Origin of the sequence: Paraburkholderia sp. (assembly GCF_026225065.1) — a bacterium.
GTDB lineage: Bacteria > Pseudomonadota > Gammaproteobacteria > Burkholderiales > Burkholderiaceae > Paraburkholderia.
This window is the reverse complement of record NZ_JAMFSB010000331.1, coordinates 1-6,484: the sequence shown is the minus strand read 5'-3', so window position 1 is coordinate 6,484 and position 6,484 is coordinate 1. Positions and strand designations below refer to the sequence as shown.

Genomic DNA, 6,484 nt, shown 5'->3' with positions numbered 1-6,484 from the left:
GACGGCAAGTACCAGTTGGCGGGCGAAGGCCTGCAACTGTCGTCGACGGAATTCGCGGACTACCTGGCGAATCTGGCCGACAAGTTCCCGATCGTCTCGATCGAAGACGGCATGCACGAAAGTGACTGGGCCGGCTGGAAGATCCTGACCGATAAGCTCGGCAAGAAGATCCAGCTGGTGGGCGACGACCTGTTCGTCACCAACACACGCATCCTGAAGGAAGGCATTGAGAAGGGCATCGCCAACTCGATCCTGATCAAGATCAACCAGATCGGTACGCTGACGGAAACCTTCGCCGCGATCGAAATGGCCAAGCGCGCCGGCTACACCGCAGTGATCTCGCATCGCTCGGGCGAAACGGAAGATTCGACGATTGCCGATATCGCCGTTGGCCTGAACGCCGGCCAGATCAAGACGGGTTCGCTCTCGCGCAGCGACCGTATCTCGAAGTACAACCAGTTGCTGCGTATTGAAGAGGATCTCGGCGACATCGCCAGCTACCCGGGCAAGTCGGCGTTTTACAATCTGCGTTGATCGCTAGCCTTGATCGTGAGGTTGAATGCAGGTTTTGACCGTTGAGCCGGTTCCCCTTCGTTTCTGATTCAGCACGCCGCCCTGCGTATAGCGCAGGGCGGCGTGTATTTATTGTGCTTACTTCATGCGGCTTGTCACTGCTGTCCTGATCGTACTGCTGGCCCTGATCCAGTACCCACTGTGGTGGGGGCATGGGGGCTGGTTGCGCGTGCATGAACTGCAAGGCGAACTGGCGCAGCAGATGCAGAAGAACGCGGACGAGAAGCTGCGCAACGAACGCATTGCGGGTGAAGTGCAGGATCTGCAAAGCGGTACGGCCGCGGTGGAAGAGCGAGCGCGTTACGAGATGGGTATGGTGAAGGACGGCGAAGTGTTCGTGCAGTTTGTCGCGCCTAACGCGCCGTTGCCTACGCCGAATAACGCATCGGTCACTACGTCGACTCGCGGCGAGGTGTCCGCGGCACCGGTGCGCGTAGTGCCGAATCCGGAATCGCGCGCGAAGCCGGATCGCAAGCACGCTGGAAAGGACGCGAAGGACAAGGGTTCGAAAGAGAAAAAACCGGCGCAATAAGCCGGTTTATAGCCTGCCGCGTGTACGAGCAGGCGTGTGCGATTAATGCCGCTGATCCGCAGCGGGAGAGACGCCTTGCGACAGCTCGTTGGCAACAAACAGTTGCGCCACATCGACCGGATCGAACTCGTAACGCTGATTGCAGAACTCGCAGTGAATCTCGACATGACCGCGTTCTTCGATCACGCTATCCACTTCTTCGCGGCCCAGCATTTTCAGCATCGCGCCAACTTTCTCGCGCGAGCAGCTACATTCGAAACGCGCCGGCGCGGGTTCGAAATGCTGGACATTTTCCTGCCAGAATAGGCGGCGGAATACGGTCTCCGGCTCTTCCTTGAGCAGTTCCTCCTGCGACAGCGTGCCACCGAGCGTACAGACGCGTTCCCACGTATCCACGTCGAGATCGCCGGGGTGCGGGACGATGCCACCGTCGCCGGGCAGCTTCTGCAACAGCATGCCGACCGCGCGCTCGGTGTTGGCCGCAAGCCAAAGGCGTGTATCGAGTTGCTCGGAGTGGTGCATGTAATGCTCGAGCACTTCGGCCATTGACTTGAGCGGGCCGTCGAGACCCGACAGCGGCACGATCCCCTGGTAGGGCTGCTGGCCCGGTTGCTTGACGCGAGGGTCGAGCGTAATCACACAGCGGCCGTGGCCGCTGGCGTTGACGAGCTCGATCAGCGTCGTGTCGTCGCCGATAGTGGTGTCCGCTTCACCGGAAAACTTGGCGGTGGCGCGCATCGAGAGATCCGAGCTGCACTGCACCACCAGCATCTTGACCGGACCGTCGCCGAAAATCTGCATGATGAGCGTGCCGTCGAACTTCAGGTTCGCCGACAACAGCGCGCAGGCGGCCATCATTTCGCCGAGTATGGTGCGCACCGGCGCCGGGTAGTCGCGGCGGGTCAGCACTTCTTGCCACGTATTGCGCAGCGAAACGATTTCGCCGCGCACGGGCGCCGCGCTGAACATGAATTTTTGCAACTGGTCGTTCACAACTTTTCCTCGGTCGATTGGCGCAGCTTGATGCGATGCTGCACGTGCGCACTGTGCGCGAGCGGTTTGGTTAGCCGATACGCACGAGTTGCGCCTTGAAATAGGCTCGCCGCTCGGCGTAATTGGCCGCGTTACGGCGCAGGCCGGCGATGTCGGCCTCCGTCAGTTCGCGCACGACCTTGGCCGGCGCGCCCAGAATCAGCGAATTGTCAGGAAATACCTTGCCCTCGGTGACGACGGCGCCTGCTCCGACCAGACAGTTGCGGCCAATTACCGCTCCATTCAAGACCACCGCCTGAATTCCGACGAGTGCGCCTTCCTTGATGGTGCAGCCGTGCAGCATGGCTTGATGGCCGATCGTCACGTTGGCTTCGATGGTCAGCGGATAGCCCGGATCGGTGTGCAGAACGGCGTTTTCCTGGATGTTGCTGCCCGGGCCCACCGAGATCAGTTCGTTGTCACCGCGAATTGCCGCGCCAAACCAGACGCTCGAATTTTCTTCGAGCGCGACTTTGCCGATGATGGTCGCGGTATCCGCGACGAACACGCTTTCGTGGATAGTCGGGGCTGCGTCGCCAAGCTTGTAAATTGCCACAATGTCTCCGGTCCCATGCTTCTGCAACCATGCAAGATGGTTGCGGTTGATCGGTCGTCGCACCGCCGTCGGCGGGCGTAGGGGTAGTGCAGAAGGCGGCGCGAACGGCGCGCGCTGTATGGTCGAATGGCGTATTGTAAACGGTTGTGTGAAGAGGCCGCTCGGCGGGGCCGCTAGCTTTACGGCGTGCGTTCCGCCGTGGGCGACAGGCTCCACGCATGCATTGCGGCCAGTGTGTCGCCAGTTTCGCGTTGCTCGATGAACGTAGTATCCAAAGCACAAACCGAATATTCTCCGTCCCGGCTTTGATCCTTTCCCAGCCGCTTTCCTGTCCCGCCACGACCGCCACGATGAATTCCGCCGTTCCCGCCGTTGTGTCCGACCCGCTGCGCTGCGCCCGCGCCGACGCACTCGAAGCATTGCGCCAGTCCGATCCGCGGGCGAAGGGCGCCGCAACGCAAGCCCTGTACGCTGGCGTGCTGGCCAACGCTGCAGTTTGCTCGCCGTCCCTGCTGATCGACGAACCGTCCGGTTTGCCAGGGCGGCCGGGCCGCCCGGAGTTGGTGGAGCCGCGCAAACTGGGTCGCCGCAGCATGCAGTCCCCTGAAGGACGCGCCGTGCTGTTGCACGCGCTCGCTCATATCGAGTTCAACGCGATCAACCTGGCCCTCGACGCGGTCTGGCGCTTTAGTGGCATGCCTCCCGCGTTCTACACCGACTGGCTCAAGGTGGCCGCAGAAGAGGCCCATCACTTCTCGCTACTGGTCGCACGGCTTGCCGAGTTAGGTCACGCTTACGGCGATTTTGCCGCCCACGATGGCCTGTGGGATATGTGCGAACGCACGCGCGGCGACGTATTGGCGCGCATGGCGCTGGTGCCGCGCACGCTGGAAGCGCGTGGCCTCGACGCCTCGCCGCCAATCCGCGCGAGGCTCCAGCAGGCGGGTGACCACACCTCGGCGGCAATTCTCGACGTCATCCTGCGCGACGAGATTGGCCACGTGCTGATCGGCAACCGCTGGTTTCGCCACCTGTGCGACGAGGGCGGTCTCGACCCGCACAGCACCTACACGCAACTCGCCGACCAGTATCACGCGCCGAAATTACGTGGCCCGTTCAATTTCGAGGCCCGGCGCGACGCCGGTTTCGACGAAGCCGAACTGGCCGCACTGGCCGGCCTCGAGGCGACTCCGCCGGCCGCAGATTGAGCCGGCTCTCGATGCGCCGCATCTTCCGCTAGCCGCCTATCTCGTTATAATCGAACGATCATTCTTTTTTAGGCCCGATGCGCTCATGAATATTCCAGAGTCCGACTTCATCACCGTGCGCGGCGTGCGTCTGCATGCGAGGCGCTGGGGCAATCCGGACGCCCCGACGCTGTTCATGCTGCACGGCTGGATGGACGTGGCGGCATCGTTCCAGTTTGTGGTGGATGCGCTGGGCGGCGACTGGCAGGTGATCGCGCCCGATGCGCGCGGTTTCGGCCTGTCGGATTGGCCGACGGCCGAGCGGGGCGGCGGCAGCTACTGGTTTCAGGAGTACGTGTCGGACCTTGACGCGCTGCTCGACCACTATGCGCCAACAGGCGAGGTGAATCTGGTGGGGCACAGCATGGGCGCGAACGTGGTCTGCCTGTATGCCGGCGCGCGTCCGGAGCGGGTTCGCCGGGTAGTGGACCTGGAAGGCTTCGGCCTTGCCGCCGCGAAACCCAGCCAGTCGCCAAAGCGTTTGCGCGGTTGGCTCGACGAACTACGCGAGCCGCCGCAGCTAAAGCGCTACGCCTCGCTCGACGAAGTCGCCGCGCGCCTGACGAAGACCAACCCGCGTCTCGCGCCGCAACGCGCACGCTTTCTCGCCGAGCACTGGTCGAAGCCCGACGGCGAGGGCCGCTACATGCTGCTCGCCGACCCCGCGCATAAGTTGCGCAGCCCGCTGCTCTACCGTCTCGACGAAATCATGGCGGTCTGGGCCAATGTGCGCGCGAAGGTGCTGCACGTCGAGGCAGCGGGCTCACCGACCCTCGCGCAGATTGCCGGCGAGGTGTCGCTCGATGAATTCAAGGCGCGTTTCAGCGCGTTTCCCGACTGGCGCGAGAAAATCATCGAGGACGCGGGTCATATGGTCCATCACGATCAGCCGGAGCAGATTGCAGCATTGATCGAAGCGTTCTGCGCATAAGATTTTCGACAGACAGGACTTTCCGCAATGTCCTGGGCGTCGTCGAATCGTCTGCTCGGGTTACTGCGTTGCAGTAAAATGAGTGCAGAACCTTTTTAAGACACCGATGAACGCCGATCTCCACTGTCACTCCACCGTTTCCGATGGCCAGCTTGCGCCCGCCGGCGTCGCGCGTCGCGCGCAGGCTAACGGCGTCACGTTGTGGGCGCTGACCGACCACGACGAGCTGGGCGGTCAGGCCGAAGCGCGCCAGACGGCCGAGGAACTCGGCATGCGCTACCTGAGTGGGGTGGAAATTTCGGTCACGTGGGCATCGCGCACGGTCCACATCGTCGGTCTGAACGTCGATCCGACCTGCCAGGCGCTGATAGAGGGCCTCGCGCGCACCCGTGACGGCCGCGCGGCGCGTGCCGAAGCGATCGGCGAGCTGCTTGCCACCCTTGGCGTGCCGGACGCCTATGAAGGGGCGCTGAAGTACGTGTCCAACCCCGACATGATTTCGCGCACTCACTTTGCGCGCTTTATGGTGGAGAGTGGCTACGCCGCCTCGACCCAGGACGTGTTCACCCGCTATCTGGGCGACGGCAAGCCGGCCTACATCGCCCATCGCTGGTCGAAACTGGCTGATGCGGTCCGCTGGATCCAGGTGGCCGGCGGCGAAGCGGTGATTGCGCATCCGGGGCGCTATGAATACACCCAGTTAGAATTCGACGCGTTGTTCGGCGAGTTCATCGATCTTGGCGGCAAGGCGATCGAAGTCGTGACCGGTAGCCATACGCCGGACCAGTATCGCGAGTATGCGGACGTGGCGCGCCGCTTCGGTTTCGAGGCCTCGCGCGGCTCCGACTTTCATGCGGCAGGCGAGGGCCGGGTCGAGTTGGGCAGCCTTCCGCCGTTGCCGTCCGATCTGACGCCCGTGTGGGAACGCTGGTTGTGACGGTACGCCGGGTGCGCTGTGCCGCGGCAGCAAGCCCGGCGCAGGAGCGGTGTCGGCGATGTTTGCGATGTCCATCGAAGTTACTGCAGTTGTTGCAACAGGCCTCACGGCCGGTCCGCTTCTGCTTCGCTTTCTCCCGCTCATAATCATGTCCCAATTCTTTCGGCTCCATCCCGATAATCCGCAGCCGCGCCTGATCAAGCAGGCCGCGCAGATCATCAACGACGGTGGCGTGGTCGCCCTGCCGACCGATTCGAGCTATGCGCTCGCCTGCCATCTCGACGACAAGAACGCGGTCGAGCGTCTGCGCCGGATTCGCGGTCTCGACGAGCGTCAATTGCTGTCCTTGCTGGTGCGTGATCTGTCCGAGCTTGCGAACTTCGCGATGGTCGACAACCGTCAGTACCGCTTGATCAAGTCAGTGACACCGGGGCCGTACGTGTTCGTGCTCGAAGCCACCAAAGAGGTTCCGCGGCGCCTGTCGCATCCGTCGCGCAAGACCATCGGCCTGCGCGTCCCGGATCATGCGATCACGCTGGCGATTCTCGAGGAACTCGGCCAGCCGCTGCTCGGCACGACGCTGATCATGCCGGGCGAAACCCAGCCGCTTAACGACGCCGAAGAAATCCGCGAGCGCCTCGAAAAACAGGTTGATCTCGTGATCGACGGTGGCCCG

The 6,484-nt window shown here is 62.8% G+C and carries 7 protein-coding genes and 1 pseudogene; 6 read left to right on the top strand and 2 right to left on the bottom strand.

Features of this window, described 5'->3' with window-relative positions; translation table 11 throughout:
• Together eno and ftsB are read left to right on the top strand one after the other, a co-directional pair.
• Positions 1 to 534 (top strand): annotated as a pseudogene (eno, locus tag M0954_RS23380) (phosphopyruvate hydratase); the annotation flags it as partial.
• Positions 535 to 658: 124 nt separating this feature from the next.
• Positions 659 to 1,105 (top strand): cell division protein FtsB, encoded by a 447-nt coding sequence (gene ftsB, locus M0954_RS23375; protein ID WP_122151476.1) that lies wholly within the window; start codon positions 659 to 661, stop codon positions 1,103 to 1,105.
• A gap of 42 nt (positions 1,106 to 1,147) precedes the next feature.
• Here ftsB and hslO read toward each other — a convergent pair whose 3' ends face one another.
• The gene (hslO, locus tag M0954_RS23370) at positions 1,148 to 2,098 is read right to left on the bottom strand and encodes an Hsp33 family molecular chaperone HslO (protein WP_122151475.1); all 951 of its coding nucleotides are present in this window, start codon (positions 2,096 to 2,098) and stop codon (positions 1,148 to 1,150) included.
• Positions 2,099 to 2,168: 70 nt separating this feature from the next.
• Entirely contained in the window at positions 2,169 to 2,693 is a 525-nt protein-coding gene (locus tag M0954_RS23365) for a gamma carbonic anhydrase family protein (protein ID WP_122151474.1), read from the bottom strand.
• 350 nt (positions 2,694 to 3,043) lie between these two features.
• Here M0954_RS23365 and M0954_RS23360 point away from each other — a divergent pair, with 350 nt between their 5' ends.
• The 4 genes from M0954_RS23360 to M0954_RS23345 form a co-directional block, all read left to right on the top strand.
• A complete protein-coding gene (locus M0954_RS23360) occupies positions 3,044 to 3,901 on the top strand; it encodes a ferritin-like domain-containing protein (protein WP_297355775.1) in 858 nt (285 codons plus the stop codon).
• Positions 3,902 to 3,986: 85 nt separating this feature from the next.
• Positions 3,987 to 4,871 (top strand): alpha/beta hydrolase, encoded by an 885-nt coding sequence (locus M0954_RS23355; protein WP_297355773.1) that lies wholly within the window; start codon positions 3,987 to 3,989, stop codon positions 4,869 to 4,871.
• Positions 4,872 to 4,977: 106 nt separating this feature from the next.
• Positions 4,978 to 5,808: a 3',5'-nucleoside bisphosphate phosphatase gene (locus M0954_RS23350; RefSeq protein WP_297355771.1), complete on the top strand. Its 831-nt coding sequence runs from the start codon at positions 4,978 to 4,980 to the stop codon at positions 5,806 to 5,808.
• Between the two features lie 148 nt (positions 5,809 to 5,956).
• Positions 5,957 to 6,484, top strand: a 528-nt coding sequence (locus tag M0954_RS23345) for an L-threonylcarbamoyladenylate synthase (protein WP_297355769.1), incomplete at its 3' end; no start/stop codon positions are given.